Genomic DNA, 26,982 nt, shown 5'->3' with positions numbered 1-26,982 from the left:
CCCCGACGGCGGCGGCCACAAGGCCCTGGGCCGCCAAGCAGGCCGCGCAACCCGGTCCGGCGCCGGCTACAGCTACATCCACACCGCCGTCGACGACCACTCCCGGCTCGCCTACAGCGAGATCCACACGGATGAGCGCAAGGAAACCGCGACCGGCTTCTGGCAGCGGGCCCACGCCTACTTCACCAGCGCGGGCATCACCGTTGAACGCGTCCTGACGGACAACGGCAGCTGCTACCGCTCCCGCACCTGGCGCGATGCCCTGGCAGCGACCGGGATCGCACACAAGCGAACCCGGCCCTACCGCCCGCAGACCAACGGCAAGGTCGAACGGCTGAACCGCACCCTGCTCGACGAATGGGCCTACGCCCGCCCCTACCGCTCAGAAGCCGAACGCCGCGAAGCGTTCCCGCAGTGGCTGCACTCCTACAATCACCACCGCGGACACACCGCGCTCGCAGGCCAACCACCCGCCAGCCGCGTCCCCAACCTCACAGGTCAGTACACCTAGGGCGTGTTTTGAAAGTCCCGCCTGCCCCGCGACGCCCGGCACGCACGCTCGCGGCGTTGCCGAAGCGCCCGCATAGCTCCGCTATGAGGACGCTCCGGCGCCTTACGATCGCACGCACCGGACGCCGCGGGGCCCGCCCTTCGGGCGAACGACGGGACTTTCAAAACACGCCCTAGGGTGCGGTCCGGTTCGCCAGGATGTTCTCGATGACGCGGGCCACGCCGTCCTCGTTGTTGGTCGCCGTGACGCCGGTCGCGGCGGATAGCACGTCCGGGTGCGCGTTGCCCATCGCATAGGAAGCACCCGCCCAGGCGAGCATCTCCATGTCGTTGGGCATGTCGCCGAAGGCGACGACCTCGGCGGGGGAGATCCCGCGCTCCTGGCAGCACAGTTCGAGCGTGCTCGCCTTGGAGACGCCCCGTCCGCTGATCTCCAGCAGGGCGCTGGGGCTGGAGCGCGTGATGGCCGCCAGGTCGCCGACCGCGGCGCGGGCCAGGGAGAGGAACTCGTCGGGGCCGAGCTCCGGGTGGTACGCGAGGACCTTGAGGACGGGCTGGTCCGCGACGTCGGCCCCCTCGAAGTCGGCGGACAGCAGCTTCTCCGCGGACGCGACGCTCTCGCCCGGATCGAGGTGCAGCGGCGGGTACGTCGGCTCGTGGTGCAGGCCGCCGGTCCGCTCGACGGCGAACGACGTGCCGGGGGCCGCCGCCCGGAGCACCCGGACCACGTCGAGCGCGTCCGGCACGGGCAGCTCCCGGATCTTGACGAAACGGTGGTTGCCCGGGCCGCCGTGCAGGTCCACGACGGCTGCGCCGTTGCCGCAGATCGCCAGGCCGTGGCCGTGCAGATGGTCGCTGACGACGTCCATCCAGCGGGCCGGGCGGCCCGTCACGAAGAAGACCTCGACGCCTGCCTTCTCCGCGGCGGCGAGCGCGGCGACCGTCCGAGGGGAAACGGTTTTGTCGTCGTGCAGCAGCGTGCCGTCGAGGTCCGTGGCGATCAGCCGGGGCGCGGTCGCGGGCGCGGAAGGGGCCGGGTTCCGGGGCCCAGGAGTCGGAGAGGTCACCGGTCCATGGTCGCGCATATGCGCGCACGGGCGTGCGGCGGGGCGCGCAGATGAGTACGTTGCCGGCGCACGCGCCCCGCCCGGCCCGGGAGAGCGGTTCAGCGCAACTGCGCCGGGGCCTCCAGGGCGATCTGCTCGAAGACCTTCTGGTCGGCGGCGAAGGCGGTGTCGGGAATGGGCCAGTGCAGGACGAGCTCGGTGAATCCCAGCTCCCGGTGCCTGCCCGCGAAGTCCACGAAGGCGTCGACGGACTCCAGGGGACGGCCGCGGTCCGGGGTGAAACCGGTGAGCAGGATCTTGTCGAGCTCGGCCACGTCGCGGCCGATCGCGTCGCACGCGGCGGTCAGCTTCTCGATCTGCCCGCGAATGGCTTGAATCGACTCCTCCGGCGTGCCCGCCTCGTACAGCTTGGGGTCGCCGGTGGTCACCCACGCCTGTCCGTGCCGGGCGGCGAGCTTGAGCCCGCGCGGTCCGGTCGCGGCCACCGCGAACGGAAGCCGGGGGCGCTGCACACAGCCCGGGACGTTCTGGGCGCCGCCCGCCGAGTAGAACGTGCCGTCGTACGAGACGGTGTCCTCGGTGAGCAGGCGGTCCAGCAGCGGCACGAACTCGGCGAACCGGTCGGCCCGCTCGCGCGGCGTCCACGCCTCCTGCTCGCTGTGCGCGAGCGCACTCGCGTCGAAGCCCGTGCCGCCCGCGCCGATGCCCAGGGTGATCCGGCCACCTGAGATGTCGTCGAGCGAGATCAGTTCCTTGGCGAGGGTGACCGGGTGCCGGAAGTTCGGCGAGGTCACGAGCGTGCCCAGGCGCAGCCGCTCGGTGACGCCGGCCGCCGCGGTCAGTGTCGGCACCGCGCCGAACCACGGCCCGTCGCGGAACGGGACGCGCCAGGACAGGTGGTCGTACGTGTACGCCGTGTGGAAGCCCAGATCCTCGGCGCGCACCCAGGCGTCACGGGCGCCCTCCAGCCAGCGGCGGTGGGGCAGGATCACGGTGCTCAGGCGGAGCGGGGACGCGGGCGCGGGGGACGTGTCGGTCATGTCCGTGAGCCTATGCGGACCGCTGCGCGTGCACGCGCCGGGACGGGAGCGCGGGGCGGGCGCGGGGCAAGGGCGTGAGGTCAGCGCACCCGACTGCTCAGCCATGGGGTCAGCTGGATCATCGGCAGGAACTCCTTGTACGTACGGTCGCCGGGCAGCGGTACGACGAGGCGGTAGCCGGGCGGGAACCGTTTGCCGTGCACGTAGGCGAGGCCGCTGTAGCAGGACCGCAGGAAAGCGGGGGCCTCGTCGCGCGGAACGTCGTGGAACTCGACGCCCTCGACCGTGATCAGCGCGTCGTCCTCGGGGAAGAGCCGCACGGTGATCCGCGGTGAGCCGCCCAGCTCGACGTGCGCCTCGTGGGGCAGCGAACCGTCGGGGTCGGTCGTGGCGAAGCCGGCGGCGGTGCGCCGGGAGGTCTGGTCCGCACCGATGTCGTGCGCGACGTCGCATTCCAGGTGGAACTCGCGGGCGATCTCCCGCAGGGCGTCGACGGCGGCCTCGGTGGTGGGCAGATGCGAGTGGTCCATACCACTGATCATGCCGCAGGAGTCCTTTTCGCGGCCCGGGGCTCGGATTTCGTGGCCTGGGGCTCGGCTTCCGGGGCCCGGGGCCCGGGGCCCGGGGCCCGGGCCCTGGGGCTCGGCCGCCTCCATCCGGGCTCGGCCGGTCTCCGTGCGAGCTTCATCCGGGCTCGGCCGGTCTCCCTACGGGCTCGGCCGGTCTCCGCTCGGGCTCAGCCGGGAAAGCGCAGGTAGCGCGGGGGTACGGCCGGGGTGAGCCAGACGCCGTTGGCGCTCACGCGGAACGTGTGGCCGTCGCGGTGCATCGCCCCCGCGTCGACCGGCAGCACGACGGCGCGGCCGCGGCGGGAGCCGACCCGGGTGGCCGTCTCGCGGTCCGCCGACAGATGGACGTCGTGCCGGGTCATGGGCCTCAGGCCCTCGGCGCGGATCGCGTCCAGGAAGCGGGCGACCGTGCCGTGGTAGAGGTACGCCGGCGGCTCGGCCGGGGCGAGGCCCAGGTCGACGTCGACCGTGTGGCCCTGGTTGGCGCGGATCCGGGTGCCGTCCACGCTGAAGCGCTGTTTGTCGTTCTCCGCGACCGCCCGGTCCAGTTGGGCGCGGCTGATCCGGAAGCCGTGCGCGGCGGCCGCGGCGAGCAGCTCGTCGATCTCCACCCAGCCGGCCTCGTCGAGCGTCAGCCCGATGCGACCGGGCTCGTGTCTCAGGTGTTTCGAGAGGTACTTCGACACCTTGACGGTGTGTTGCTCCTTCATGGCGACAGGGTGCCCGGGGAGCGGTCAAGGTCGCACCGGGTTTTCTGCCGGGTCTCCAGAAATTCTTGCGATGAGATACGGCTCGCATGTTTGATCCACAGCCAAGTCCTGTTATCCACAGGGGAATTGGCGATTCTGTGGACAACTGTCAAGCGATAGAACCCTTTTGGTCAACTATGGGTGTATCGCTGCGTTTTGAGGTCAATGCATCCAATGTCCTTGTCTGCACCTCACGTTCGGCGGCGGCGGCGATGAAGGCGGAGGCGCTCTCCGGGCCAACCAGCGCGCGAACGGCGCGCATTGTCGCTGCGGGAACGGCGACGGACTGCGGCTCGTGGGGCGGCGCCGTCACCGGTCCGTCCGCCAGGTGCTGGTGCAGGTGCCGGGTGGCGAACAGACGCATGGCGCGCGCCAGTTCGGCGTCCACCGACTGCTGGGCGAGCGGGCGCAGACGCCGTACGAGCGAGGCGGCCTCGGCGGCCTCCGTGTCGGTCGGCGGGTACGGGCCGAGATAGCGCGCGAAGACGTGCTCGGTCGTGAACTCCAGGAAACGGGCGGCAATATGCTCGATCTGCCCCCTCAACTCCCGCAGATGGCCAGAGATCGCCGACAGCGGAACGCCCGCCGCGTACAACTCCACGGCCACCGCGAGCTCTTGAGGGCTCGGCACGAGGAACTCGTCGTCCCTGCCCGGCACGCGCTCGAGCACGCCGAGTTCCACGGCGTCCTGCACGGCGGCCTCGTCGGGGTTGCCGCCGAACCGCTCGTCGAGCTCCGCGCGCGTGATGCGGCCCGCCCGCTCGTCCGTCCACGGCCCGTCCACCTCGGCGACCAGGCCGAGCACGCCGCCCAGGCCCCGGCCCGCGTCCCAGGCCTCCAGGAGCTCCTTGATGGAGGCCAGGGTGTAGCCGCGGTCGAGCAGGTCCGCGATCTGGCGCAGCCGGGACAGATGCGCGGACGTGTACACGTTGGCCCTGCCGCGGCGCTCCGGCCGGGGCAACAGGCCGCGGTCCTGGTAGGCCCGGATCGTGCGGACCGTGGCCCCGCTGTGGTGGGCCAGGTCCTCGATCCGGTACTCGGCGGCCGACTGCTCCGTCACACCCCACGCCCCTGTACTCGGTCGTACCCGTTCTGGAGTCACGCCGTCGCTGAGCGGCCGATCGCGCCGGCCGCGGCCCTGGCCGCGGGTGAGGTCGCCAGATAGTCGACGGCCTTGCGCAGCGAGCCCTCCTGCGAGGGATGGTACGACCGGCGCAGGTAACGGGGTATGGCCGCACCCAGCTCGCGCCAGGTGGGCAGCAGACCCTTGCGCACGGCCCTGTTGTGTTCGGCCAGGGAGTAGCGCAGCCGCCCGGCGAGCTGCGGGTCGTGACGTATGAGGTATGCCGCTCCCCACGCCCACAGGTAGAGCATCACGGGCGCGGTGACCGTCATGCCGGCGATCCGGCGGGCGTAGCGGGAGGGGCCCCGGCCGCCGCAGTGCTGGTACATGTCGAAGGCGACCGAGCGGTGCTCGACCTCCTCCGCGCCGTGCCAGCGCAGCAGGTCGAGCATGACCTCGTCGCAGTGCGCGTGGTCCAGGGCCTCGGCGTGCAGCACCCAGTTGCCCAGGACCGCCGTGAACTGCTCGATCGCCGCGATCACGGACAGCCGCAGGCGCAGCCACTCCTGCGTCGGTATCGGCGCTCCCAGCGGCGGCGTCTCGCCGAGCAGCTTCTCGAAGAGGAAGTCGACGTACTTCGTGTAGTCGGCCGTCTCCAGGCGCTGTGCGGCCAGGTGGTCGAGGACGTGACCGTGCTGCACGCTGTGGGTGGCCTCCTGTCCCATGAACCCCTTGACGTCCTTGAGGAGTTCGGGGTCGTCGACCAGCGGCAGGCCCTCCTTGAAGACCTTCACGAACCACCGCTCCCCCGCCGGCAGCAACAGATGCAGCACGTTGATGACGTGGGTGGCGGTCGGCTCGTCCGGTATCCAGTGCAGCGGCGTCGTCTGCCAGTCGAAGGAGACGCGGCGCGGGGTGATCGTGCGGTGCGCTTCCTTCGTGGTGCTGCTCAGGTCGTCCGTGCTCACAGTGGCGGCTCCAATCGGGCTATCGCGCGCAGCGCCCTGGGCGTGAAGCGCGACATGAGATGCGCGCCGCGGGCCTCCGGGGTGACCGGGACCACCGCCTTGTTGTGCGCGACGGCGCCCAGGATCGCGTCGGCGACCTTCTCCGGCGGGTAGTTGCGCAGGCCGTACAGGCGCGAGGACTTCTTCTGGCGGCGCTTCTCCTCCTCGGCGTCGACCCCGGCGAAGCGGGCCGTCGCCGTGATGTTCGTGTTGACCAGGCCGGGGCAGATCGCGGAGACCCCGATGCCCTGCCTCGCCAGTTCGGCGCGCAGGCACTCGCTGAGCATGAGGACCGCGGCCTTGGAGGTGGAGTAGGCGGGGAGTGCCTTCGAGGGCTGGTACGCCGCCGCGGACGCCGTGTTGACGATGTGGCCGCCCTGGCCGCGTGCGGCCATCTGCTTGCCGAAGAGGCGGCAGCCGTGGATGACGCCCCACAGGTTCACGTCGAGGACCTTCTTCCAGTCCTCCGGTGTCGTGTCGAAGAACGAGCCGGACAGGCCGATGCCCGCGTTGTTCACCAGGACGTCGAGCACGCCGTAGTCGGCCGCCACCTTCTCGGCGAGCTTCTCCATGGCCTGCTCGTCGGTGACGTCGACGGTCTCGGCCCACGCCTGGGGAGCGCCGATGAGCTGCGCCATCTCGGCGGTGCGCGCGGCGCTGTCGGCGTCCCGGTCCACGGCGACCACGCGCGCGCCGGCTTCCGCGAAGGCGAACGCGGTGGCCCGTCCGATGCCGCTGCCCGCCCCGGTGACGAGGACGAGCTGGCCGCCGAAGCGGTCCGCGTACTTGCCGTCGGCCTTCTTGCGCTGTGCGGGCACGCCCGCCTCCACTTCCTCTTGTGCCGCGACGAACTCGCCGATCCAGGCGGTCAGCTGGTCGGGACGGGTGCGCGGCACCCAGTGTTTGGCGGGCAGGGTGCGGCGGGTCAACTGAGGTGCCCACTGCTCCAGTTGGTCGTAGAGCCGAGGGGACAGGAAGGCGTCGCCGAGCGGCGTGATGAGCTGCACGGGCGCGTGCGCGTACGCGTCCTCGCGCGGCCGGCGCAGCCTCGCCCGTACGTTGTCCCGGTAGAGCCACGCTCCGTGCGCCGCGTCCGAAGGGAGCGACGGGGTCGGGTAGTCGCCCGCGGGGACCCGCTCGACGCGCTCCAGGATCTTGGGCCAGCGCTTGCCGAGCGGCCCGCGCCAGGCGAGCTCGGGCAGGACGGGCGTGTGCAGCATGTACACGTACCAGGACTTGGCGCCCTGTCCGAGCAGTTGGCCCACCTTGCGGGGCGTGGGCCGCTTCATGCGCTGCTTGATCCAGTGCCCGAAGTGGTCGAGCGACGGGCCCGACATCGACGTGAAGGAGGCGATGCGGCCCTCGGTGCGCTCGACCGTGACGAACTCCCAGGACTGGACCGAACCCCAGTCGTGACCCACCAGGTGGACCGGCTTGTCCGGGCTCACGGCGTCGATGACGGCCACGAAGTCGTCGGTGAGCTTCTCCAGCGTGAAGCCGCCGCGCAGCGGGGCCGGTGCCGTGGAGCGGCCGTGGCCGCGCACGTCGTAGAGCACCACGTGAAAGCGGTCCGCGAGGCGGGTGGCCACCTGGGACCAGACTTCCTTGGAGTCCGGGTAACCGTGCACGAGGACCACCGTCGGGCGGTCCGGATCGCCGAGCTCGACCACGCACAGTTCTATCCCACCCGTGCGCACCCAGCGCTCACGTGCCCCGTGGAGATTCGCGAGGTCCGTCATCAGATGCCCTCCGCCCAGCGCCGCACGTGCGGCAGATCGTCGTCCAGCCAAAATGCGCTCTCTTCGGGGTCCTTGGAGTCCGTGACCACGAGGATCTCCTCGAACTTGGCGCCGGTCCCGCGGAATCCGAGGTGCGGCTCCACCGCCCACAGGCCGGGCTGCGGGGGATGGTCGGAGAACCTGTACGGCGACCAGAGCGGGGACCAGCCGTCCCGGTGCCCGTGCAGCGCGTCGCCTGCCAGGCCCTTCAGCGACTGGGTGCCGAAGCCGAACAGCGTGGGGTTGATCCGCCGCTCCTTGACCCGGTCGACCTTGTGCGCGATGACGCCGAAGGGGTAGGCGCGGTGCCGGTTGGCGTATCCCTGGCGGACCATCAACCGGTCGACGCTCTCGTAGATCTCCCGCAGCGGGCGGCGCTCGCGCACCTCGCTCAGGATCAGCCCGCGATGTGCTTCGAGGTCCGAAAGGAGCTTGTCGTGCACGGGGTTGAGGCCGAGCGAGCCCGAGTAGCCGATGTCCGCCGTGTATCCCTTGTGGACCGGGGCCATGTCGAGGATGAAGGGCATCCCCGCCTCCAGCTTCCGGTTCGTCGGGAAGAACTGCAGTGGTACGCGGAAGTTCACGAACGCCGTGCGGTCGCCGAACCAGGCGAAGGGCAGATGGAACCAGTCGCGCACCCCGCGCTCGCGCAGCCACTCCCGCTGCATCCGCGCCGCCTCGCGCTCCGTCACTCCGGGCTTGAGCTGCGCCGCGACCGCTTCCGCGCACTCGTACGCGAGCGTCTGCACTTCTCTGAACCCCCGCAGCTCCGCGGAGAGTTCCCGTACCACTGCTGAGGTCATGCCACCGTCCGTCCGTGTCACGGCCGCCCGCGTCCCATGACGGGGCCGTCGCCGTACGCGCTCGCCCACCCTTCGCCCGACCGCTGCCCCTCAAGGAGCCTGCTGCGCAGGCGCAGATCTCATTGACACTGATGAATGTGACAATGGTCGGCGTCGACGTCAAGGGGCCTGCGGCAGACTGGGGAAAAGGTCCGCGATGTGCACAACCGGGTCACCGGGTCGGGTGGCCGGCCCGCTCGCGAGGGGCTACTCAGGGAGGACCCCTAGGGACCCGTAATACTCAGGTCTCATACGAGGTTGACCCCGTGGTCTGACGATCGGTGTGGCCTGCGCCACTACCGTCGAAGCGTGACAGTGATCGCGACCGAAAGCCTGAGCAAGCGGTTCCCGCGGGTGACCGCGCTTGACCGGCTGACCATGGACATCGAGCCCGGGGTGACCGGACTCGTCGGAGCCAATGGAGCCGGCAAGTCCACCATGATCAAGATCCTGCTGGGTCTGTCCCCCGCCACGGAGGGCCGGGCCCACGTGCTCGGCCTCGACGTCGCGGATCCGTCATCGGGGCCCAAGATCCGCGAGCGGGTCGGGTACATGCCGGAGCACGACTGCCTGCCGCCCGACGTCTCGGCCACCGAGTTCGTCGTCCACATGGCGCGCATGTCCGGCCTACCGCCCACCGCCGCTCGCGAGCGCACGGCGGACACGCTGCGCCACGTCGGCCTGTACGAGGAGCGCTACCGCCCCATCGGCGGCTACTCGACGGGCATGAAGCAGCGCGTGAAGCTGGCCCAGGCCCTCGTCCACGACCCGCAGCTGGTGTTCCTGGACGAGCCGACGAACGGTCTGGACCCGGTCGGCCGCGACGACATGCTCGACCTCATCCGCCGCGTCCACACCGACTTCGGCATCTCTGTGCTGGTCACGTCGCACCTGCTCGGCGAGCTCGAGCGCACGTGTGACCACGTCGTCGTCATCGACGGCGGCAAGCTGCTGCGGTCCAGCTCCACCACGGACTTCACGCAGAGCACCGCGATCCTCGCGATCGAGGTCACCGACAGCGACGCACACCCGGACGGGGCGGGCGCGTTGCGCGAGGCCTTCGCCCGGCGCGGCATCGAGACCACCACCGGCGGCGAACTGCCGGGCGCGGGCCACACGGTGCTCCTCACCGCACAGGGCGAGGAGACGTACGACATCGTCCGCGACGTCGTCGCGGACCTCGGCCTCGGCCTGGTCCGGATGGAACAGCGCAGGCACCACATCGCGGAGGTCTTCCGCCCCCAGGACGTACCGGAGCAGGAGCAGGTCTCCGAGCGCGCCGCCGCCTGGGCGGCGACCGCCGCCACACAGCAGACGGGAGGCGCGCGCGATGACCACTGAGCCCGTGCGCACGGACCGCGCGTCCACCCAGATCCACAACATCGGCTACCGCCACTACGACGGCCCGCGCCTGGGCCGGGCCTACGCCCGCCGCTCGCTCTTCTCGCAGAGCCTGCGCGGCGCGTACGGCCTGGGCCGCTCGGCCAAGTCGAAGGTGCTGCCGATGCTGCTCTTCGTCGTGATGTGCGTCCCCGCACTGATCATGGTCGCGGTCGCGGTCACCACCAAGGCGAAGGACCTGCCCGTCGACTACACGCGCTACGCGGTCCTCCTCCAGGCGGTGGTCGGCCTCTACGTCGCGTCGCAGGCGCCACAGGCCGTATCGCGGGACCTGCGTTTCAAGACGGTGCCCCTGTACTTCTCGCGCCCCATCGAGCGCATCGACTACGTGGTCGCGAAGTACGCCGCCATGGCGTCGGCCCTGTTCATCCTGACGGCCGCCCCGCTGCTCGTCCTGTACGTAGGCTCTCTACTCGCCAAGCTCGACTTCACCGAGCAGACCAAGGGATTCGCCCAGGGACTGGTCTCCGTGGCGCTGCTGTCGCTGCTCTTCGCCGGCATCGGACTCGTCGTCTCGGCCGTCACCCCGCGCCGTGGCTTCGGCATCGCCGCCGTCATCGCCGTGCTGACGATCTCCTACGGGGCGGTCTCCACGGTCCAGGCGATCGCCGACACGCAGGGCAACGGGAGCGCGGTGTCCTGGCTCGGCCTGTTCTCGCCGATCACCCTCATCGACGGCGTACAGAGCGCCTTCCTCGGTGCCACCTCCGCCTTCCCGGGAGTGCACGGCCCCTCGTCGGGACAGGGCGTGGTCTATCTGCTCGTCGTCCTCGGGCTCATCGCCGGCTGCTACGGCCTGCTGATGCGCCGCTACCGGAAGGTCGGACTGTGACCAGCATCAACATCGACCACGTATCGCGCTGGTTCGGCAACGTCGTGGCGGTCAACGACGTCACGATGAACATCGGCCCCGGAGTGACCGGCCTGCTCGGTCCCAACGGCGCGGGCAAGTCCACCCTCATCAACATGATGGGCGGCTTCCTGGCCCCCTCGAACGGCACGGTGACGCTCGACGGACGGCAGATCTGGCGCAACGAACAGATCTACCGCCACATCGGCATCGTCCCCGAGCGCGAGGCCATGTACGACTTCCTCACGGGACAGGAATTCGTCGTCGCCAACGCGGAGTTGCAGGGTCTCGGCAAGAAGGAGGCCCAACGGGCGCTCGCCACCGTCGAGATGGAGTACGCCCAGGACCGCAAGATCTCGACGTACTCCAAGGGCATGCGACAGCGCGTGAAGATGGCGTCCGCGCTCGTCCACGAGCCGTCCGTGCTCCTCCTGGACGAGCCGTTCAACGGCATGGACCCGCGCCAGCGCATGCAGCTCATGGACCTGCTGCGACGCATGGGGGACGAGGGCCGCACGGTCCTGTTCTCCTCGCACATCCTGGAGGAGGTCGAGCAACTCGCCTCCCACATCGAGGTGATCGTCGCCGGACGGCACGCGGCCAGCGGCGACTTCCGCAAGATCCGCCGCCTGATGACCGACCGCCCGCACCGCTACCTGATCCGCTCCAGCGACGACCGGGCACTGGCCGCCGCGCTGATCGCGGACCCGTCGACGGCGGGCATCGAAGTCGACCTGAAGGAGGGCGCGTTGCGCATCCAGGCCGTCGACTTCGGCCGGTTCACGACGCTGCTGCCGCAGGTCGCGCGGGCGCACGGCATCCGCCTGCTCACGGTCTCGCCGTCCGACGAGTCCCTCGAGTCCGTGTTCTCTTATCTGGTCGCGGCGTAGGAGGCCCTGATGTACGACCCCACTGTCGCCCGACTCACCTACCGAGCCCTGCTCGGCCGCCGCCGGGCCCTCATCCTCTTCGCGCTGCCCGTCCTGCTCGTCGTGATCTCCGCGCTGGTCCGCGCGCTCACCGGCGCCGACGACCAGACCGCGTCCGACGTCCTGGGCGGTTTCGCCCTCGCCACGATGGTGCCGCTCATCGGCGTCATCGCGGGCACGGGCGCGATCGGCCCCGAGATCGATGACGGGTCCGTCGTCTACCTCCTGTCGAAGCCGGTCAAGCGGCCCACGATCATCTTCACGAAGCTCATCGTGGCGATCGGCGTGACCATGGTCTTCTCCGCCGTCCCGACCCTGATCGCGGGCCTGATCCTGAACGGGAACGGGCAGCAGATCGCCGTCGCCTACACGATCGCCGCCCTCGTCGCCTCCATCGCGTACGCCGCGATCTTCCTGCTGCTCGGCACGGTGACCCGGCACGCGGTCGTCTTCGGCCTGGTCTACGCCCTCGTATGGGAGGCACTCTTCGGCTCCCTGGTGGCCGGGGCCCGCACGCTCAGCGTGCAGCAGTGGTCCCTCGCGGTCGCCCATAAGGTGGCCGGCGGCGACCTCGTCACCTCGGATGTGGGACTGCCGCTCGCGACGGTCTTCCTCGTCGGCGTGACCGTGCTGGCGACCTGGTACGCGGGGCAGCGGCTGCGGTCGCTGACGCTGGCGGGTGAGGAGTAGGGCCCGGCCCGCTCTTGATGCCGCTTTCACCCTCCCACCTGGACACTGGTGGGAGGGTGCGCTGTCCGAGGGCCACCCGAGGAGGACCCAGATGGCATCCGAACCGATGCGTGAGGGGGACCGGCCCGGTCAGGGCGAGGACGCCTGGGACGACGTGGTCCTGGACGCCGACTTCATACGTTCCGCGGAGAGCGCCGAGCCGTCGGCGCGGGCCCGCATGCTCACGGCGCGGTGGCGAGACGGCGGACCCGACCCGCAGCCCTGGCGGTCGGACGAGCCACCCGCGGGGTGGTTCTTCAGCAAGGCCCGACGGCGGAAGTGGCGCCGCCGGTGACCGGCTGAGCACCCGCGATTAATTCGGTGGCGGTCAACTCGGCACAGGCGCACAGTAGGTGTGTCACCGCGCCGGTCGGGTTCCGCCGCCGGCGCCCGTCCACCGGGAGAGGAGCGCGACGATGACCGTCAGTAGTCCGTCGAGTTCCCTGCAGGGCAGCCCGAGGCAGGCTCCGGAGTAGTCATTGCACTCCGTCGAGCCCCGCCCCAGCGGTGCTGTCCGGGGCGGCCGCTTCGAGCACGTGCCCTCAGCGGCACGTGGGCCGCCCACCCGGAGGATTGGCCGAGTGGTAAGGCAGCGGCTTGCTAAGCCGTCGTCGGGACCGGAAATCCCGCGCGCGTTCGATCCGCGCATCCTCCGCCACCATGAGCAGCTGAGCAGCTGAGCAGCTGAGCCGCGCGCCGCGTGCGGGCGCCTCAGCCCAGCAGGCGCTCCAGGACGACCGCGATGCCGTCGTCCTCGTTCGACGCCGTCACCTCGTTCGCCACCGCCTTCAGCTCCGCGTGCGCGTTGGCCATGGCGACACCGTGGGACGCCCAGCCGAACATCGGGATGTCGTTGGGCATGTCGCCGAACGCGATCGTCTCGGCGGGCTTCGCGCCCAGGCGGCGGGCCGCGAGGGAGAGGCCCGTGGCCTTGGACAGGCCGAGCGGGAGCAGCTCCACGATGCCCTCGCCCGCCATCGTGACGCCCACCAGGTCACCGGCGACGCTGCGCGCGACCTCCGCCAACTGATCGTCGCTCAGGCCCGGGTGCTGCACGTACACCTTGTTCAGCGGCGCCGCCCACAGCTCCGAGACGTCCGTGAACGGGACGGCCGGCAGATGGCCCTCACCCGTCCGGTAGCCGGGACCGACGATGACCTCGCCGTCCAGCCCGTCCCGGCTCGCGGCCAGCGCCAGCGGGCCGATCTCCGCCTCCAGCTTGGCCAGCGCGAGCCCCGCCAACTGCCGGTCGAGCGTGACGGAGGTCAGCAGCCGGTGCTCCCCCGCGTGGTAGACCTGCGCACCCTGGCCGCACACCGCGAGACCGTCGTAGCCGAGGTCGTCGAGGATGTGGCGGGTCCAGGGCACGGCCCTGCCGGTCACGATGATGTGCGCGGCACCCGCCGCGGTGGCCGCGGCGAGCGCCTCACGCGTGCGCTCGGAGACCGTGTCGTCGGGACGCAGCAGCGTCCCGTCGAGGTCGGTCGCGACGAGCTTGTACGGGAAGGCAGGCGCGGGGGGAGCGGGATGGCTCACTTGGTGATCGGCTCCAGGCTGCGATTAGCTGCGGTTACTTGGGGTCAAGAGTGGCTCGTCCCCCGAGGTACGGCCGCAGCATCTCGGGCACGCGCACGGAGCCGTCGGCCTGCTGGTGATTCTCCAGGATGGCGACGATCGTGCGGGGGACGGCGCACAGCGTGCCGTTCAGCGTGGCGAGCGGCTGGACCTTCTTGCCCTCGCGCATCCGGATCGACAGGCGGCGCGCCTGGAAACCGTCGCAGTTCGACGCCGAGGTGAGCTCGCGGTACTTGCCCTGCGTGGGGATCCAGGCCTCGCAGTCGAACTTGCGCGAGGCCGAGGAGCCGAGGTCACCGGTGGCGACGTCGATCACCTGGAAGGGCAGCTCCAGGCCGGTCAGCCACTGCTTCTCCCACTCCAGGAGCCGCTGGTGCTCGTTCTGGGCGTCCTCCGGGTCGACGTACGAGAACATCTCGACCTTGTCGAACTGGTGCACGCGGAAGATGCCGCGGGTGTCCTTGCCGTACGTGCCCGCCTCGCGGCGGAAGCACGGCGAGAAGCCGGCGTAGCGCAGCGGCAGCTGGTCGCGCTCCACGATCTCGTCCATGTGGTACGCGGCGAGCGGGACCTCGGAGGTGCCGACCAGGTAGTAGTCGTCCTTCTCCAGGTGGTAGACGTTCTCGGCGGCCTGGCCGAGGAAGCCCGTGCCCTCCATGGCGCGCGGGCGCACCAGGGCCGGCGTCAGCATCGGCGTGAAGCCCGCCTCGGTGGCCTGCGCGATCGCCGCGTTCACCAACGCGAGTTCGAGCAGTGCGCCGACACCCGTCAGGTAGTAGAAGCGCGAGCCGGAGACCTTCGCGCCGCGCTCGACGTCGATGGCGCCGAGCGCCTCGCCGAGCTCCAGGTGGTCCTTGGGCTCGAAACCCTCGGCGCCGAAGTCCCGGATCGTGCCGTGCGTCTCCAGGACGACGAAGTCCTCCTCGCCGCCGCGCGGGACGTCGGGGTGCACGATGTTGCCCAGCTGGAGGGCGAGACGCTGGGTCTCCTCCTCGGCGTCGCGCTGGTCCGCCTCGGCGGCCTTCACGGCCGCGGAGAGCTCGCCGGTCTTCTTCAGCAGCTCCTGGCGCTCCTCGGGGGAGGCCTTGGGGATCAGCTTGCCGAGCGACTTCTGCTCGGAGCGCAGTTCGTCGAAGCGGAGCCCGGACGACCTGCGCCGCTCGTCGGCGGACAGGACGGAGTCGACGAGCGCGACGTCCTCTCCACGGGCGCGCTGGGAGGCGCGAACACGGTCGGGGTCCTCACGGAGCAGGCGAAGGTCAATCACCCCTCCAGGCTACCGGTGCGCGCTTCCGGCTCACGACCCGATATCCGTTGCGTGGCTTTATGCCCTATTTGCCGGAATGTGAATTAAGGGCGGAAGGCACCCGGAAAGAGCCGGGCAAGCCTCTGTGGGGGGACGTCAATAAAAATGCCCGCTTTCCCCGAAAGGGCCAGGTGCGGCACGAGTCCTTGACCTGATTCCCTTGCGGGGGACGGGACTTGGGGGTGCGTTGTCCACAGAAGCGCACAGCCTCGGCTAGTTATCCACAGGGTGTGAGAAAGATCTGTGGATGCCGGAAGAGGTCGTTCCGAAAGCCGCATGCATGGCGAAGGATTCCCGTCCCAAACCCGTTCCATGCTCACTTTCGGGTGGAAATGCTTCACTCCAAAGAGTTGATCAAGGCAAAAGGGTGGACGAGGGGTGACGTGCCGGTCTGTGGACGGACTTGTGGGCTGTAGGGCGATTTGTCGACCCCATCACCCTTTCCTGTCGACTTGTCCCCAGGTCGAGAAGGTCACCTGTGGATAACTCTTGTGGACAAAGAAAATCCGCTGGTAGGACCGGGTGCGGCGACAGTAAGAAGCCGGACCCGGCGGTGGAGAACCCGGATCCGGCGCGGGGGAAGGCAGGCCCTAGAAGCGGCCGTCCTGGCAGCGGGCCAGCCAGTCCGACGCCGCCAGGAACTCGCTGTCCGACGTCCCCGTCCGCGGCGTCCGCACGTCCTTGACCGCGACGCCGGCCCGCGGGTACGAGCCGAGGAAGCGCACCTTCGGGCAGGCGCGCTTCAGCCCCATCAGCGCCTCCGCGACCCGGCGGTCCGAGATGTGCCCCTCCGCGTCCATGGCGAAGCAGTAGTCGCCGATGCCCTTACCCGTCGGCCGGGACTGCAGCAGCATCAGGTTGACCCCGCGGATCGCGAACTGCTGGAGCAGTTCCATGAGCGCACCGGGGTGGTCCTCGCGCTGCCAGATGACCACCGACGTCTTGTCCGCGCCGGTCGGCGCCGCGGGCCGCGCGGGCTTGCCCACCAGCACGAACCGGGTCTGTGCGTTCTCCGCGTCGTGGATCTCGGTGACCAGCGGCACGAGGCCGTAGCGCTCGGCCGCGAACTCCCCGGCGAACGCGGCGTCGAACCGGCCTTCCTGCACGAGGCGGGCGCCGTCGGCGTTCGACGCGGAGGACTCCCAGGTCACGTCCGGCAGGTGGGCCTTCATCCAGTTCCGGACCTGCGGCTGGGCCGCCGGGTGCGCGGTGACCGTCTTGATGTCGCTCAGCGCGGTGCCGGGGCGCACCAGCAGCGCGAAGGTGATGTCGAGCAGCACCTCGCGGTAGATCATCAGCGGCTCGCCCGCGACGAGCTCGTCGAGCGTCGTGGTGATGCCGCCCTCGACGGAGTTCTCGATCGGTACGAACGCGGCCTCGGCCTCGCCGTTCCGGACGGCGTCGAGCGCCGCGGGCACGGACACCATGGGGACGAGTTCCCGGGTGGCCGTCTCCGGGAGCGTGCGCAGGGCGACTTCGGTGAAGGTGCCCTCGGGGCCGAGGTACGCGTAGCTGGCTGGCATGGGGTCACCCTAATGGGCCCCGTGCGGCCGGGCGCACGGATGCGCCACAGGCCACCCCGACCGGTGACGGCAGCCTCCTGCCGCGCCGGCGACGCGGCGCCGGGGCCTCATCCCTCCAGCAGCGACTGCCCCACGTATCCGCCCTTCTCCGCGCCGCCCGGCACCGCGAACAGCCCACTCGCCTCGTGCCGGATGAACGAGGAAAGGGCGTCACCGCGGTCGAGCTTGCGCTGCACGGGCACGAAGCCGCGCAGCGGGTCCGCCTGCCAGCAGACGAAGAGCAGGCCGGCGTCCGGGGTGCCGTCCGCGTCGAAACCGTCGTGGAAGGAGAACGGGCGGCGCAGCATCGCGGCGCCGCCGTTCTGGTCGGGGCGGCTGATGCGTGCGTGCGCGTTGATCGGGATGACGAGATCGCCGCTCGCGTGCGTCTTGTCCAGGTCCGGCTCGGTCGTCTCCTTGCCGCCGGTCAGCGGGGCACCGGTCGCTTTCTTGCGGCCGATCACCTCCTGCTGCGCCGCCGTCGACTGCTTCTCCCAGTCGTCGAGGAGCATCCGGATCCGGCGTACGACGACGTACGAGCCGTTCGCCATCCAGGCCGGGGAGTTCGCGCCCGCGCCCGAACCCGGCACGAAGATCCGCTTGTCGAAGTCGGACTCCGACGGTTTGGGGTTGTTGGTGCCGTCGATCTGCCCCATGAGGTTGCGAGTCGTCATCGGCTGCGAGGTGGCACCGGGCGAGCGGTTGAAGCCGTTCATCTGCCAGCGCACCTTCGCCGCGCCGCCCGCGTCCTTCTGGAGCGCGCGCAGCGCGTGGAAGGCGACGAGCGGGTCGTTGGCGCCGATCTGCACCCACAGGTCGCCGTTGCTGCGGGCCTTGTCGAGATGGTCGGAGAAGAAGTCCGGCAGCGGGTCCAGCGCACCGGGTCGCTGCTTCTCCAGTCCCGTGCGCGCGAAGAAGCTGTGCCCGAAGCCGAAGGTGACCGTGAGCGAGGAAGGGCCCGCGTCCCGGGCGACATCGGTGTCGTCGGACGCCGACGCCTCACCTGCCATCAGCCGCTCGGCCGTCGCCGACCAGCGGCGCAGCAGCGCGGTGGCTTCCTTGCGGCCCGCACCCGCGGCCAGATCGAAGGCGACGAGATGACCGCAGGCCTGCATCGGCGTGGTGATGCCGGGCTGATGTTTCCCGTGAAACATCACCTCGTCCGCGCCCAGCGACGTCAACGCTGCCTGCTGCTCGGGGGAGTTCGCGTCCGAGGAGGCCACGGCGTACCCGGCCCCCGCCCCGACGGCGCCGAGGGCGACGCCGGTGGCGCCCGCCGTGCCGAGCAGACGGCGCCGGGAGATGCCCGTGGAGACGGTTTCCGGGGCCGCCGTGCGGCTTTCGGTGTCAGCCATGGTGGTTCAGCCGATCTTCGCGTTCTTGGTGACGGTCACTTGGTCGATGTCGGAGGTGCGCACGGTCACCGCGATCTTCCAGTCGCCCGCCCCCGGGATCTGCACACCGCTCGCGGTCCAGTGTCCCGTGGCGATGTGGTCGGGCACGACGGACAGCGGCCCGATCTTCTTCGCTTCCAGGGTGAAGGCGATCTTCACCTCGGGGATGTCGAAGGCCTTGCCGTTGGGCCGCTCTACGTAGACGTGCATTTCGTTGTTGCCCGTACGGCCGGGGTCCAGGTCGAGCAGGACCGTGCCCTTGCCGTCCGTGCCGCCGGTGTCGAACGGCATCTTCAGGGACAGCGGCCCGGACTGGGCCTGCGCGGCCGAGGTGGCCGACTTGGCCTCCTCCTCCGTACGTCCCGGTTCGGTGGCGGTCAGCACCGTGGTGACGGCGAGCAGGACGATGGCGACACCCGCCTCGGCGAGGACCGAGCGGCGCAGGCCGAAGCGGTGCGGATCTCCGTCACGGATGCGCTTCTCGCGGGCCGTGGCCACCGCGGCGCGCTGACGGGCGAGTTGGGCGGCCCGCTCGGGGTCGTCCTTCTTGGTACCGCCGCCGACCGTGACCGGCTCCTTCTTCTTCTCCGCTGTGCGCTGCTCCACGACGGTCGCGGCGGCGGACCGGGGAGACAGCTGCTCGGAGAGCCGGCCCGTCCACTTGCGGGAGATCCAGGCGATGCCGACGAGCACCGCGACGAGCCCGACCTTGAGCAGCAGCAGCTGTCCGTAGCGCGTGCCGGTCAGCGCGGACCAGGAGCCGACCTGCCGCCACGACTGGTAGAGGCCGGTCGCCGCGAGCGTGACGACGCTGCAGAACGCCACCCGGGAGAAGCGGCGTACCGCGGTTCCCTCGATGGAGGGCGCCCTGTACAGCGCGACGAGCAGTGTCGTCAGACCGCCGAGCCAGGTGGCCACGGCCAGCAGGTGCAGGACGTCGACGGGCATCGCGAGCCCGGCCTGGATGCCGGTCGAGGCGTGCTCGGCCATGGCCCAGGTCGCCGCGAGTCCGGCCGCGACGACCGCCCCGCCGATCGCGAGCCCGAAGGTGAGGTCCTTGACCTCCTTCTTGTCGCCGTCCTCGGCCCTCTTTACGTAGGCGCCGAAAAGCACCGCTATGAAGAGGGCTGCCGCGGCGAGCAACAGAAGACGGGACGTAAGGGCCGCTCCGGTCTTCGTCTGCAGCACCTGACCGAGCAGCGACATGTCGAAGATGTCGCCGAGCTTCCCCGACCCCGTGTACGAGCCGCGCATCAGCAGCATCGCGAGGGTGGCCGCGGTCAGTGCGGTCCAGCCGCCGACCACGACCCGCTGCACCGGCCTGATGCCCGCGCCGCGCGGCCAGCAGCCGAGGACGAACGCGGCGCCGCCCACGAGCACGATGAAGCCCGCGTACGAGACGTAGCGCGCGACGCCGTAGAGGCCGCCGACGACGCCCCCGCCGGCGTTCTGGTCGGTCAGTACCGCGGAGGTCTTGGACGGGGCGCCGATGGAGAACGTGAAGGCGCCCGAGACGGGATGGCTGTCGGCCGAGACGACCTGGTAGGCGACGGTGAACGTGCCGTCCGGCAGGCCGGAGTGGAGCCCCACGGTGTACGTCGTCCCGCTGGGGTTGGCGACCTTGCCGCTGTCCACGCGCTTGCCCGCAGGGTCGAGCACGCGCACGGCGCCGCTGGACATGGCGACGTCCTCGGAGAAGGTGAGCGACACCTGCTGCGGGGCCGTCTCGACCACCGCTCCCTGTTTCGGGTCGCTCCCGGTCAGCGCGGCGTGCGCGGAAGCGGGGGCGGCGCCGGCCAGGAGCGCACCGGTGACGGCGAGGAGAAGCAGCACCAGGTGCCGGAAACGGGGAGCGATGGTCTTCACGTACGGTCAGCCTCTCAATGAGACGCGTGCGACGTCGGGTTGTAGGTGGCGGCCTTCACCGGGAAGGCGACCGTGACGGTGCCGGACTTGGCGAAGTGCAGCTTCACCGACACCTTGCCGCCCTCTTTCGGCTTCCGCTTCAGGTTCTCGAACATGAGGTGGTTGCCGCCCCGTTCGAAGTCCAGCTCTCCGTTCGCGGGCACGGCGAAGGACTTCTGCTCCTTCATCACGCCGTTCTTGGTGCTGTGCAGGGTGACCTGCCCGGCGATGTCGCTGCTGACGGAGTCGAGGGTGTCGGCGCCGCCGCCGTTGTGCACGATGAAGAACCCGGCCGCCATGTCGCCCGAGGCGGGCTCCGGGATGAACGCGTCCTGGACCTTCACCTCCGGTGTGTCACCGGAACTGTCGGAGCCGCAGGCGGTCAGCGCGAGCCCGGCGGCCAGCACCGTGGCGCCGAGCACCAGGGGGGTGCGCCTCACGGCTTCGCCCCCTCGATGATCTTGGGGAGGTCCTTGGTGTAGTCGTCGACGGTGGCGTCCTCGCCGTACAGGACGTAGCCGCCGTTCGTCTTCGGCGAGAAGGCGATGACCTGCGTGCCGTGCATCGACACGAGCTTGCCGTTTTTGTCCTTCTGCGTCGGCTCGATGGAGATGCCCATCGTGCGCGCGCCGCCCTGGATGGTGGCGAAGTCGCCGGTCAGGCCGATGAAGTCGGGGTCCTGCGCCTTCAGCCACTTGCCGAGCACGGCCGGGGTGTCACGGTCAGGGTCGGTGGTGACGAAGACGACCTGCAGCTTGTCCTGCTCGGCCTTGGGCAGCGACTTCTTCGCGACGGCGATGTTGCTCATCGTCAGCGGGCAGACGTCGGGGCAGTGCGTGTAGCCGAAGTAGATCAGCGTCGGCTTGCCCTGGGTGCGCTCGCGCAGGTCGAACTTCTTGCCGTGGGTGTCGGTGAGGACCAGGTCCGGCTTCTCGAAGGGCTTGTCGAGAACCGTCGCGGCCTTGTTCGCGCCGGCCTCGGTGGACACCTCGGTGACGGGCTGGGAGCTGTCGTCGCTGCTGCCGCAGGCCGACAGGGCGAGGGTGGCCGCCGTGACCAGTCCGGCGGCGGCGAGCAGGGTCTTCTTGCTCATCTTCGTGGTCTTGCGCATAGAAAAATGTCCCAGATGTGAGGGGGCCGGCGGACGCCGGGGTCGCCCACCGCGACCCCGGCGTCCGCCATGGGTGGCTCAGCTGTTGGTACGCCGACGGCCCGCCAGAACGCCGAACGCCACACCGGCCGCGCCGACGACGATCCCGACGATGCCGAGGACACGGGCGGTGTTGTCGCTGCCGGAGCTGTCCGACGACGTGCTGGAGGCGGTGGCCTCCTTCTTGTCGCCGTCGTCGGAGGCGGCGCCGGACGCGCCGTGTCCGTCGTCCTCGGCGGCCGTCAGCGCGAGGGTGGGCGCCGGGTTCTCCGGCTCCTCCTGGCCCTTTTGCTGCGGCTCGATCCAGCGCACGACCTCCTTGTTGTCGTACGTCTGGATGGCCTTGAAGACGAGCTCGTCGGCGTCGGTCGGCAGCGCGCCGATGGACACCGGGAACTTCTGGAAGTAGCCCGGCCGTACGCCCTTGTCGGCGCCGGAGCCGGTCGCGGTCCAGGTGACCTTGGAGACGGCCTCGGTGATCTTCTCGCCGTGCATCTCGATCGGCTTGTCGAGCTTGGACTTGGTGACTTCGGCCTTCCAGCCCGGAACCGGCTCGGGCATGACCGAGGCGAGCGGGTGGTCGGTCGGGAAGTTGACCTCGAGCTTGGTGGTCGCGGCGTCGTCGCGCTCGTTCGGGACCTTGAAGTCCACGACGGCGTAGCCGCCCTTGGCGGCCGCCCCCTCCGGCTGCACGCTCACGTGCGCGAAGGCCGGGGCGGAGACGAGGACGACGGAGGAGACGGCGGCGGCACCGACGAGAGCGGCGCGGGACATCTTCTTCATGGCAGAAAGAACTCCACGTTCAGCGGGATTCAGCGAAGGGTGAGGGACGCGTCCGCGCAACGCCGCACTACGTATGCGGCGAAAAAGGCGGTACGCGCGCGTGCCGCACAGCACGCCTCACCCCACGCGGGACCACAGGAGCCGCGGGCGGAGCAGGTATGCCGTGTCAGGCAGCGAGAAGGAACGCGTCGGCGGCGGGCGGCCCGCGCCGGCTCACCGAATGCTGAAGTGCCGCAGCCCGCAGCGAAGGCGGGGCGGGGAACCCGGCGCGGGGCGCGCACGGGAGTGCCACCGGCGCACCGGGGAGCCCTGCCCGCAGAGCGCGTACGAGAGCGAGAGCCGCGCGCAGGGAACGGACGGGCGCCCCTTCCGCGACTCCGTGCGCCGAAAGCCGGGACAACTGCACGATCCGGCCCAGGGCGAGATCGCCGCGCCGCATCAGCCACCCGGCGCCGGCCGCGGCCAGCAGGTGCCCGATGAGCATCGGCAGGGAGGGCAGCAGGCCCATCGGGGCCCAGGCCGCCGCCATGTCGTGGTGCATCCCGCCCATGGAGTCCGCGGGGACGCGCGCCTGGTCGAGGATCCGCTGCGCCTGCACCGGGCTGAGCGCGGAGGCACCGGCGCCGCACATCAGCCGTGCGGCCCGCTCGACGACCGAGGAGCCCCCGGTGCTCATGACCATGTCCTGCTGCCCGAGCCCGAAGAGGCAGTGCAGGCCGAGCTGACCGATCCCGAGGGTGGCGGCGATGCCCGGCAGCGACCGCTCGCGGCCGGCCAGCGGCGCGGCCACACAGAAGGCGATCAGGAAGCCGAGCCCCAGCGTCCACAGCGGGACGGTGGCGGTCGAACCCAGGACGTGCCCCGCCGCGGACAGCACGACGCAGACCGCGGCGAACACCGCGGCCCTCAGCAGCCTCAGATCGGCGGAGCTGTGCGCCGCGCGCGTGTGGGGGGCAGACATGGCGGGCTCATCATCCCACTGGGCTTACCCGTCCCATACGGCAGGTCCACAAGGTCCGGAATCTCCTGTACCGCGAGAACTGGGCCGCTCGCGTCCGCCGTATGGGCGGTCTCACGCCAACTCCGCGATTGCGACGGGGCGATGACGGCAATACGTATCGGTATGTCGAGCCGCGGCCAGGAGGCTGGAGCATGAGCATCTGGTGGTCCCTCCATCTGCGACGCGAGGCTGCGAGCGTGCCCCTCGCCCGGCGCCTCCTCATCGGCACCATGGAGACAGCGGGCGTCGACCCGGACGTCTCCTACGACCTGTCGGTGGCCCTCAGCGAGGCGTGTGCGAACGCGGTCGAGCACGGGGGAGGCACGGTGGCGAACGAGACCTCGGGCGGCTACCGGGTCACCGCCTACCTGGACGGCGAGAAGTGCCGCATCGAAGTCGCTGATTCCGGCCCGGGCTTCCCCGCGCTGCGGGGCCGTGCAGCCCTGCGCCGGGCATCCGACGACTCCGAGAGCGGCCGGGGTCTGTGCCTCATCCACGAACTCGCCGACCACGTACACGTCGTCAACAGGCCCGGCAGGGGCGGTGCCGTCGTCAGCTTCGACAAGATCCTCAAGTGGAGGACGGGCACTCCGCTGCTGGCGGTGTGAACCGGCAGATCCGAATGACTACGTGGTCCGCCCCCGAACTGGCTACTTAAAGCGAGCAATTGCCGTCATAGTAGGCCGCACGTTCCGCAGCCCGGGCACCTTCCCCAGCAGCGGCGACAGCGCCCCGTAGTACGCGCCCCGGCCCCGCGGCAGCGGCAGTTCCCGTACGTCGCGGATCGCCGGGTGCGCGGTGCGGACCGTGTCCAGCTCCCCCGCGTCCAGCCCCCACGGCATCACCGGCGTGACGTACCCCTGCTTCGTGCGCATCTCCCCGCGCCGCGTGCGCTCGCTGAACCAGCGCGGCACCGCGTCGAAGACCAGCGCCCCGCCGCCGAACCGCTCGGCGCAGCCCGCGATCAGCTCCCGCACCTCCGGCGGCCGCAGGTACATGAGCAGACCCTGCGCCGTGATCAGCACCCCGCGCGAGGTGTCGACCTCGTCGCGCCAGGTCAGGTCGAGGGCCGACCGGGCGAGGACGCGCTGCCGCTCCCCGCCCGGCAGCAGCGCCTGGCGCACCTCGGCGGTCTCCGGCAGCTCGACCGACAGCCATTGCGCCCGCCCGTTGTCCACGCGCCAGAACTGCGTCTCCAGGCCCTCGGCGAGCGTGACGACCGTGCCGTCCGGGTGGGCGGCCAAGAAGTCCCGTACGGCGTCGTCGAAGGTGCGCACGCGCAGCGCCTGCCCCTGCGCGAGCAGCGGGTTGGGCGCCCCGAACGTCTCCTCGAAGGGATAGCCGATGCGCGCGACGAGTTCGACGGCCTTCGGGTCGTCGAGCACCGGACGGGGCTGCGCCGCTTCGAAAGCGCGGTGGTAGAGGTTCCACAGCAGCGTCTCTGGTACGCCGCTCAGCTCCACGGACGTCACACGGGTCTCCTTGTGCTCCTGTGCTCTTGCACGAACCTGTAGGCACCGCGCCACAGTGGGCACTTGTATGGGGCCCTTGTAGAGAGCGCCGGAGGAGGGCCGCACCAGTGGGTCGCGGCCCTCCTTCATGTCGGCGATGTCGTCGGTCAGCCCTTCAGGCGGGCCATCCACGCCTCGACCTCGTCGGCCTGTCGCGGCAGGGCCTGCGAGAGGTTCCGGTTGCCGTCCTCGGTGACGAGGATGTCGTCCTCGATCCGGACGCCGATGCCGCGGTACTCCTCGGGGACCGTCAGGTCGTCGGCCTGGAAGTACAGGCCGGGCTCGACGGTCAGGCACATGCCGGGCTCCAGCGTGCCGTCCACGTACGCCTCGGTCCGCGCGGCCGCGCAGTCGTGGACGTCCATGCCGAGCATGTGACCGGTGCCGTGCAGCGTCCAGCGGCGCTGTAGCCCGAGCTCCAGGACGCGCTCGACCGGGCCCTCGACCAGGCCCCACTCGACGAGCTTCTCGGCGAGCACGCGCTGCGAGGCGTCGTGGAAGTCGCGGTACTTGCCGCCCGGCTTGACGGCCGCGATACCGGCCTCCTGGGCCTCGTACACGGCGTCGTAGATCTTCCGCTGGATCTCGCTGTACGTGCCGTTGATCGGCAGCGTGCGCGTGACGTCGGCGGTGTAGTACGTGTGCGTCTCCACACCGGCGTCGAGCAGCAGGAGGTCGCCGGAGCGGACCGGGCCGTCGTTGCGGACCCAGTGCAGGGTGCAGGCGTGCGGGCCGGCCGCGCAGATGGAGCCGTAGCCGATGTCGTTGCCCTCCACGCGCGCGCGAAGGAAGAACGTGCCCTCGATGTAGCGCTCGCTCGTCGCCTCGGCCTTGTCGAGGACCTTCACGACGTCCTCGAAGCCGCGCACCGTCGAATCGACGGCCTTCTGCAGCTCACCGATCTCGAACGCGTCCTTCACGACCCGCGCCTCGGAGAGGAAGACCCGCAGCTCCTCGTCGCGCTCGGCGGTGACCTTGTCGGTCAGCGCGGACTCGATGCCGGCGTCGTAGCCGCGCACCACGCGCACCGGACCGGTGGCCTCGCGCAGCGCCTCGGCCAGTTCGCGCACGTCGGAGGCCGGGATGCCGTGGAGCTCGGCGGCCTCGGCCAGCGAGTGCCGGCGGCCGACCCACAGCTCGCCGTCGCCGCCCAGCCAGAACTCGCCGTTCTCCCGGTTCGAGCGCGGCAGGAGGTAGATCGTCGCCTTGTGGCCGTCGGCGGTCGGCTCCATGACGAGGACGCCGTCCTCGGTCTGGTTGCCGGTCAGGTACGCGTACTCGACGGAGGCGCGGAAGGCGTACTCCGTGTCGTTCGAGCGCGTCTTGAGGTTGCCCGCGGGCACGACGAGGCGCTCGCCCGGGAAGCGGGCGGACAGGGCGGCGCGGCGGGCGGCGGTCTCGCCGGCCTGCGCGATGGGCCGCAGGCCGCGCAGCTCGGTGTCGGCCCAGCCGGACTTCATGTTCTCGGCGAGCTCGTCGGACACGCCCGGGTAGAGCCCGTTCTTGCGCTGCTTGATGGGCTCCTCGGTCTCGTTCTCCGGGGTCTCCGGGGTGAGCTCGTCCGACACGGTTCCTCCTCGACGCGGTCCGGTGGAATGGCCTGATATGGCAACGGACCCCCTCCATCGTACGAGCGTACGGAAGGGGGTCCAGGGGCGGAGGGCCTGTTACCAACAGCGTCCGGGGGGTTACGCGAAACGGGCCGCGAGCAGCACGACGTCCTCGTCGCTGTCGACCGCGTCGAGGCCGTCGGGGAGCACCGTGCGCAGGACGTGGTCGGCGATCCCGCCCGGGTCGTCCCGCAGCGTCCTGGGGACGCTCGCGGCGGCGGCGTGCAGCCGGGCGAAGGCCCGGTCCATGGCGTCGCCGGTGCGGTGCAGCAGGCCGTCCGTGTACAGCAGCACCGTCTCGCCCGGCTCCGGCGTGATCTCCACGCTCGGCGCCTCCCAGCAGGCGAGCATGCCCAGCGGCGCGGACAGCGTCGTCTCGGCGAACTCCGTGCGCCGCTCGCCGATCACCAGGGGCGGGCTGTGCCCGGCGCCCGCGAGGACGATCTTGCGTTGCGCGGGCTCGCAGTACGCGAACAGGGCGGTCGCGCTGCGCGCGGGCTCGGTCAGCCGCATCAGCAGCTCCAGGTCGGACAGGACCGCGACCGGGTCCTCGCCCTCCATCACCGCGTACGCCCGCAAGGACGCGCGCAGCCGGCCCATCGCGGCGACCGCGCTCGCGCCGGACCCGGTGACCGAGCCGACCGCGAGGCCG

At 70.6% G+C, this 26,982-nt stretch carries 27 protein-coding genes and 1 tRNA gene; 8 read left to right on the top strand and 20 right to left on the bottom strand.

The window, feature by feature from the left end; all coding sequences use genetic code 11:
- A partial coding sequence (locus tag G3I40_RS43725; protein ID WP_239092301.1) for an integrase core domain-containing protein occupies nucleotides 1-511 on the top strand: 511 nt, incomplete at its 5' end.
- Between the two features lie 172 nt (nucleotides 512-683).
- Here the strand turns inward: G3I40_RS43725 and G3I40_RS43720 are convergent.
- The 8 genes from G3I40_RS43720 to G3I40_RS43685 all read right to left on the bottom strand — a co-directional run bounded on the left by G3I40_RS43720 (nucleotide 684) and on the right by G3I40_RS43685 (nucleotide 8,586).
- Complete coding sequence (locus G3I40_RS43720) at nucleotides 684-1,595, bottom strand: Cof-type HAD-IIB family hydrolase (RefSeq protein ID WP_164560341.1); 912 nt, start codon at nucleotides 1,593-1,595, stop codon at nucleotides 684-686.
- An 80-nt stretch (nucleotides 1,596-1,675) separates the two neighbouring features.
- The gene (locus tag G3I40_RS43715) at nucleotides 1,676-2,617 is read right to left on the bottom strand and encodes an LLM class flavin-dependent oxidoreductase (protein WP_164560340.1); all 942 of its coding nucleotides are present in this window, start codon (nucleotides 2,615-2,617) and stop codon (nucleotides 1,676-1,678) included.
- A gap of 80 nt (nucleotides 2,618-2,697) precedes the next feature.
- A complete protein-coding gene (locus tag G3I40_RS43710; RefSeq protein WP_164560339.1) occupies nucleotides 2,698-3,159 on the bottom strand; it encodes a hypothetical protein in 462 nt (153 codons plus the stop codon).
- Nucleotides 3,160-3,353: 194 nt separating this feature from the next.
- Nucleotides 3,354-3,896 (bottom strand): RNA 2'-phosphotransferase, encoded by a 543-nt coding sequence (locus G3I40_RS43705; protein WP_164560338.1) that lies wholly within the window; start codon nucleotides 3,894-3,896, stop codon nucleotides 3,354-3,356.
- 148 nt (nucleotides 3,897-4,044) lie between these two features.
- The gene (locus G3I40_RS43700) at nucleotides 4,045-4,995 is read right to left on the bottom strand and encodes a MerR family transcriptional regulator (protein WP_164560337.1); all 951 of its coding nucleotides are present in this window, start codon (nucleotides 4,993-4,995) and stop codon (nucleotides 4,045-4,047) included.
- Between the two features lie 38 nt (nucleotides 4,996-5,033).
- On the bottom strand, nucleotides 5,034-5,966 hold the full coding sequence (locus tag G3I40_RS43695) for a metal-dependent hydrolase (protein WP_343245213.1): 933 nt from the start codon (nucleotides 5,964-5,966) through the stop codon (nucleotides 5,034-5,036).
- Nucleotides 5,963-7,744: an SDR family oxidoreductase gene (locus G3I40_RS43690; protein WP_164560336.1), complete on the bottom strand. Its 1,782-nt coding sequence runs from the start codon at nucleotides 7,742-7,744 to the stop codon at nucleotides 5,963-5,965. Before G3I40_RS43690 ends, G3I40_RS43695 begins: the two co-directional genes overlap by 4 nt.
- A complete protein-coding gene (locus G3I40_RS43685; protein WP_164560335.1) occupies nucleotides 7,744-8,586 on the bottom strand; it encodes a M24 family metallopeptidase in 843 nt (280 codons plus the stop codon). Before G3I40_RS43685 ends, G3I40_RS43690 begins: the two co-directional genes overlap by 1 nt.
- A gap of 354 nt (nucleotides 8,587-8,940) precedes the next feature.
- On the opposite strand from G3I40_RS43685, the gene G3I40_RS43680 reads away from it, so the two are divergent.
- From G3I40_RS43680 to G3I40_RS43655, 6 genes are all read left to right on the top strand, one after another.
- Entirely contained in the window at nucleotides 8,941-9,966 is a 1,026-nt protein-coding gene (locus tag G3I40_RS43680) for an ABC transporter ATP-binding protein (RefSeq protein ID WP_343245214.1), read from the top strand.
- Nucleotides 9,956-10,858 carry an ABC transporter permease subunit gene (locus tag G3I40_RS43675; RefSeq protein WP_164560333.1) on the top strand — a complete coding sequence of 301 codons (903 nt, stop codon included), beginning with the start codon at nucleotides 9,956-9,958 and terminating at the stop codon, nucleotides 10,856-10,858. Before G3I40_RS43680 ends, G3I40_RS43675 begins: the two co-directional genes overlap by 11 nt.
- Complete coding sequence (locus G3I40_RS43670; RefSeq protein WP_164560332.1) at nucleotides 10,855-11,766, top strand: ABC transporter ATP-binding protein; 912 nt, start codon at nucleotides 10,855-10,857, stop codon at nucleotides 11,764-11,766. The genes G3I40_RS43675 and G3I40_RS43670 overlap by 4 nt, the downstream gene beginning before the upstream one ends.
- A gap of 9 nt (nucleotides 11,767-11,775) precedes the next feature.
- On the top strand, nucleotides 11,776-12,495 hold the full coding sequence (locus G3I40_RS43665) for an ABC transporter permease (protein WP_164560331.1): 720 nt from the start codon (nucleotides 11,776-11,778) through the stop codon (nucleotides 12,493-12,495).
- A gap of 91 nt (nucleotides 12,496-12,586) precedes the next feature.
- On the top strand, nucleotides 12,587-12,829 hold the full coding sequence (locus tag G3I40_RS43660; RefSeq protein ID WP_164560330.1) for a hypothetical protein: 243 nt from the start codon (nucleotides 12,587-12,589) through the stop codon (nucleotides 12,827-12,829).
- A gap of 272 nt (nucleotides 12,830-13,101) precedes the next feature.
- Nucleotides 13,102-13,192, top strand: a tRNA-Ser gene (locus tag G3I40_RS43655).
- A gap of 53 nt (nucleotides 13,193-13,245) precedes the next feature.
- On the opposite strand, the gene G3I40_RS43650 is transcribed toward G3I40_RS43655, so the two are convergent.
- The 9 genes from G3I40_RS43650 to G3I40_RS43610 form a co-directional block, all read right to left on the bottom strand.
- The gene (locus tag G3I40_RS43650; RefSeq protein WP_164560329.1) at nucleotides 13,246-14,070 is read right to left on the bottom strand and encodes an HAD family hydrolase; all 825 of its coding nucleotides are present in this window, start codon (nucleotides 14,068-14,070) and stop codon (nucleotides 13,246-13,248) included.
- Between the two features lie 34 nt (nucleotides 14,071-14,104).
- Nucleotides 14,105-15,376 (bottom strand): serine--tRNA ligase, encoded by a 1,272-nt coding sequence (gene serS / locus G3I40_RS43645; RefSeq protein ID WP_164560328.1) that lies wholly within the window; start codon nucleotides 15,374-15,376, stop codon nucleotides 14,105-14,107.
- 629 nt (nucleotides 15,377-16,005) lie between these two features.
- Complete coding sequence (gene pheA / locus G3I40_RS43640) at nucleotides 16,006-16,938, bottom strand: prephenate dehydratase (RefSeq protein ID WP_164560327.1); 933 nt, start codon at nucleotides 16,936-16,938, stop codon at nucleotides 16,006-16,008.
- A gap of 107 nt (nucleotides 16,939-17,045) precedes the next feature.
- Entirely contained in the window at nucleotides 17,046-18,332 is a 1,287-nt protein-coding gene (efeB, locus tag G3I40_RS43635; protein ID WP_164560326.1) for an iron uptake transporter deferrochelatase/peroxidase subunit, read from the bottom strand.
- Nucleotides 18,333-18,338: 6 nt separating this feature from the next.
- Entirely contained in the window at nucleotides 18,339-20,237 is a 1,899-nt protein-coding gene (locus tag G3I40_RS43630; protein WP_164560325.1) for a copper resistance protein CopC, read from the bottom strand.
- A 14-nt stretch (nucleotides 20,238-20,251) separates the two neighbouring features.
- A complete protein-coding gene (locus G3I40_RS43625) occupies nucleotides 20,252-20,716 on the bottom strand; it encodes a copper chaperone PCu(A)C (RefSeq protein WP_164560324.1) in 465 nt (154 codons plus the stop codon).
- Nucleotides 20,713-21,369 (bottom strand): SCO family protein, encoded by a 657-nt coding sequence (locus tag G3I40_RS43620; RefSeq protein WP_164560344.1) that lies wholly within the window; start codon nucleotides 21,367-21,369, stop codon nucleotides 20,713-20,715. The genes G3I40_RS43625 and G3I40_RS43620 overlap by 4 nt, the downstream gene beginning before the upstream one ends.
- A 96-nt stretch (nucleotides 21,370-21,465) precedes the next feature.
- Entirely contained in the window at nucleotides 21,466-22,209 is a 744-nt protein-coding gene (locus G3I40_RS43615) for a YcnI family protein (protein ID WP_203645873.1), read from the bottom strand.
- 166 nt (nucleotides 22,210-22,375) lie between these two features.
- Nucleotides 22,376-23,170 carry a hypothetical protein gene (locus G3I40_RS43610; RefSeq protein ID WP_164560323.1) on the bottom strand — a complete coding sequence of 265 codons (795 nt, stop codon included), beginning with the start codon at nucleotides 23,168-23,170 and terminating at the stop codon, nucleotides 22,376-22,378.
- Between the two features lie 191 nt (nucleotides 23,171-23,361).
- Between G3I40_RS43610 and G3I40_RS43605 the strand changes: the two genes are divergently transcribed.
- The gene (locus tag G3I40_RS43605; protein ID WP_164560322.1) at nucleotides 23,362-23,817 is read left to right on the top strand and encodes an ATP-binding protein; all 456 of its coding nucleotides are present in this window, start codon (nucleotides 23,362-23,364) and stop codon (nucleotides 23,815-23,817) included.
- 42 nt (nucleotides 23,818-23,859) lie between these two features.
- Here G3I40_RS43605 and G3I40_RS43600 read toward each other — a convergent pair whose 3' ends face one another.
- The 3 genes from G3I40_RS43600 to G3I40_RS43590 all read right to left on the bottom strand — a co-directional run.
- Nucleotides 23,860-24,681, bottom strand: a complete 822-nt coding sequence (locus G3I40_RS43600) for a class I SAM-dependent methyltransferase (protein WP_343245212.1) — start codon at nucleotides 24,679-24,681, stop codon at nucleotides 23,860-23,862.
- 146 nt (nucleotides 24,682-24,827) lie between these two features.
- The gene (locus G3I40_RS43595) at nucleotides 24,828-26,288 is read right to left on the bottom strand and encodes an aminopeptidase P family protein (protein WP_164560321.1); all 1,461 of its coding nucleotides are present in this window, start codon (nucleotides 26,286-26,288) and stop codon (nucleotides 24,828-24,830) included.
- A gap of 120 nt (nucleotides 26,289-26,408) precedes the next feature.
- A partial coding sequence (locus tag G3I40_RS43590; protein WP_164560320.1) for a PP2C family protein-serine/threonine phosphatase occupies nucleotides 26,409-26,982 on the bottom strand: 574 nt, incomplete at its 5' end.

Origin of the sequence: Streptomyces sp. SID14478 (assembly GCF_010548525.1) — a bacterium.
Taxonomy (GTDB): Bacteria; Actinomycetota; Actinomycetes; order Streptomycetales; family Streptomycetaceae; genus Streptomyces.
This window is presented reverse-complemented; position numbering and strand designations above follow the sequence as displayed.

Excerpts from the sequence above, each read along its gene's own strand:
- G3I40_RS43715 (WP_164560340.1), bottom strand. The coding sequence starts at position 2,617 with ATGACCGACACGTCCCCCGCGCCCGCGTCCCCGCTCCGCCTGAGCACC.
- G3I40_RS43685 (WP_164560335.1), bottom strand. The coding sequence starts at position 8,586 with ATGACCTCAGCAGTGGTACGGGAACTCTCCGCGGAGCTGCGGGGGTTC.
- G3I40_RS43620 (WP_164560344.1), bottom strand. The coding sequence starts at position 21,369 with ATGAGCAAGAAGACCCTGCTCGCCGCCGCCGGACTGGTCACGGCGGCC.
- G3I40_RS43690 (WP_164560336.1), bottom strand. The coding sequence starts at position 7,744 with ATGACGGACCTCGCGAATCTCCACGGGGCACGTGAGCGCTGGGTGCGC.
- G3I40_RS43615 (WP_203645873.1), bottom strand. The coding sequence starts at position 22,209 with ATGAAGAAGATGTCCCGCGCCGCTCTCGTCGGTGCCGCCGCCGTCTCC.
- G3I40_RS43710 (WP_164560339.1), bottom strand. The coding sequence starts at position 3,159 with ATGATCAGTGGTATGGACCACTCGCATCTGCCCACCACCGAGGCCGCC.
- G3I40_RS43705 (WP_164560338.1), bottom strand. The coding sequence starts at position 3,896 with ATGAAGGAGCAACACACCGTCAAGGTGTCGAAGTACCTCTCGAAACAC.
- G3I40_RS43605 (WP_164560322.1), top strand. The coding sequence starts at position 23,362 with ATGAGCATCTGGTGGTCCCTCCATCTGCGACGCGAGGCTGCGAGCGTG.
- G3I40_RS43660 (WP_164560330.1), top strand. The coding sequence starts at position 12,587 with ATGGCATCCGAACCGATGCGTGAGGGGGACCGGCCCGGTCAGGGCGAG.
- G3I40_RS43720 (WP_164560341.1), bottom strand. The coding sequence starts at position 1,595 with ATGCGCGACCATGGACCGGTGACCTCTCCGACTCCTGGGCCCCGGAAC.
- G3I40_RS43610 (WP_164560323.1), bottom strand. The coding sequence starts at position 23,170 with ATGTCTGCCCCCCACACGCGCGCGGCGCACAGCTCCGCCGATCTGAGG.
- G3I40_RS43675 (WP_164560333.1), top strand. The coding sequence starts at position 9,956 with ATGACCACTGAGCCCGTGCGCACGGACCGCGCGTCCACCCAGATCCAC.
- efeB (WP_164560326.1), bottom strand. The coding sequence starts at position 18,332 with ATGGCTGACACCGAAAGCCGCACGGCGGCCCCGGAAACCGTCTCCACG.
- G3I40_RS43665 (WP_164560331.1), top strand. The coding sequence starts at position 11,776 with ATGTACGACCCCACTGTCGCCCGACTCACCTACCGAGCCCTGCTCGGC.
- pheA (WP_164560327.1), bottom strand. The coding sequence starts at position 16,938 with ATGCCAGCCAGCTACGCGTACCTCGGCCCCGAGGGCACCTTCACCGAA.